This window comes from Agromyces binzhouensis (assembly GCF_004135055.1).
Classification (GTDB): Bacteria; Actinomycetota; Actinomycetes; order Actinomycetales; family Microbacteriaceae; genus Agromyces; species Agromyces binzhouensis.
The window spans coordinates 1-1,765 of sequence record NZ_SDPL01000527.1; the positions used below are offsets into that span (position 1 = coordinate 1).

A 1,765-nucleotide genomic window follows, 5' to 3' on the forward strand; every position below is an offset into this window, starting at 1 on the left:
CCTCGCGGCGATCGCGCGGACGCAGCGGCCCCGTGGCATCCGCCCGCCGCCTGGGCTCGCTCGCAGCGCCCGCCGCCGATGCCGAGGCGCCACCCGACGGCAGGTACGACTCGAAGGAGATGCCTCCGGATACGCCGACGGCCGAGTCGCCGACCCGTCGGTCGGCCGGCTCGGCCGGTGAGGAGGATGAGGAGCGGTCCCGCAGTTCGCGGCGCGTCGGCGTACGCTCGGACCGCAAGCGGTCTCTGGTGCCTGGCGCTGAATGGTCGGGCACGAGGGGGGACTCGGGCACGTGGGGAACTTTCGCTCGTTCGAGAGGGGCTGACGGGGGGGCTCGTCATCTCCGGGCGGGCCGAGATCACGGATTGGTAAAGCGTAACCGGTCGATCCCCGGATCGCCATGTCGGGCGGGATGCGGAGATGGTCGTCCGTATGCCCGGCGCAGGCCACGGGCGGATGCGACGTCGGCACGACCCGGGCGTGTCGCACCGCCCGCGGAGACGTCAGGCCCCGGCTTCCCCGAGCAGCGCCGTCAGGTCGTCGAAGAGCGACGGCGGCGCCGCGACGAGCATCCGATCGCTCTCGGCCGCTCCGCCGAGCCCGCCGACCCGTCCGCCGGCCTCGCGCACGATCAGCGCGCCCGCCGCATGGTCCCACGGGTTCAGGCCCTGCTCGTAGAACGCGTCGAGGCGGCCCGCGGCGACCGCGCCCAGGTCCAGCGCGGCAGACCCGATGCGGCGGATGTCGCGGATGCGCGGCAGCACGTCGACGAGCACCGCGGCCTGGGCGGCCCGCCGGTCGGCCGCGTACCCGAAGCCGGTCGCGACGAGCGCCCCTGACAGGTGCACGTCGTCGTTCACCCGGAGCTCGCGCTCCCCCTGCCCGTCGACGAGCCGGGCGCCACCGCCGACGCTCGCCTCGAACACCTCCCCGGTCACCGGGTTGACGACGATCCCGGCGAGCGCGTGCCAGTGCCCGGGGTCGGGCGGGCCGTCGACCACCGCGATGCTCACCGACCACGCCGGGATGTCGTAGAGCAGGTTGACCGTGCCGTCGATCGGATCGACAACCCAGTTCAGGCCGCTCGAGCCGACGTGCGTGTCGTCCTCCTCGCCGAAGATGCCGTCGTCGGGGCGCGCGTCGAGGATCATCGAGCGGATGCGCTCCTCGGTGTCGCGGTCGACGGCGGTCACGACGTCGGTCGGCGTCGACTTCGTCGCGGCGACGCTGATGCCCTTCCGGCGTTCCTCTAGGGCCGCTTCGGCGGCCGCGAGGGCGATCCGGCGGGCGATGGCGAGCAGGTCGACGGATGCCGCAGCGGCGGCGTTCTCGGTCATGCCCCCACGCTACTGCGGGCCGCGTGCCGGCCGCGTGCCGGCCGGGCGGCGGTGACGCGCGAGGTCGCGGCATCCGGCCCCGGAAACGGAGGAAGCCCCGGAGAACCGGGGCTTCGACGTGGTGGCGAGTGAGGGATTCGAACCCCCGAAGTCGTAGACAGCTGATTTACAGTCAGATCCCTTTGGCCGCTTGGGTAACTCGCCGAACGCCCGACCACGTTGTTCACATGACCGGGGGCCACACAAGGATACCCGCGGTCGGCCGATGCGAGAAATCGAGCCCGGTGCGGCCGCGACGAGCGTCGGAGCCTGCGTCAGAGCCGCTCGATCGGGACGGTGTCGTTCGGCCCGAGCCCGTCGGCGCGCTCGCTCGTCGCCGGTGAGAGCCGGGGCGCCGCGCCGGTCGCCGGCGACCCCTGCGAGCCGCC

Annotated in this window: 1 protein-coding gene and 1 tRNA gene; both read right to left on the reverse strand. The window is 73.5% G+C overall.

Annotated features, from left to right (window positions below; all coding sequences use genetic code 11):
• Positions 1-503 precede the first annotated feature (503 nt).
• Positions 504-1,337 carry an inositol monophosphatase family protein gene (locus ESO86_RS16400; protein WP_129235898.1) on the reverse strand — a complete coding sequence of 278 codons (834 nt, stop codon included), beginning with the start codon at positions 1,335-1,337 and terminating at the stop codon, positions 504-506.
• 119 nt (positions 1,338-1,456) lie between these two features.
• Positions 1,457-1,541, reverse strand: a tRNA-Tyr gene (locus ESO86_RS16405).
• Positions 1,542-1,765 lie beyond the last annotated feature (224 nt).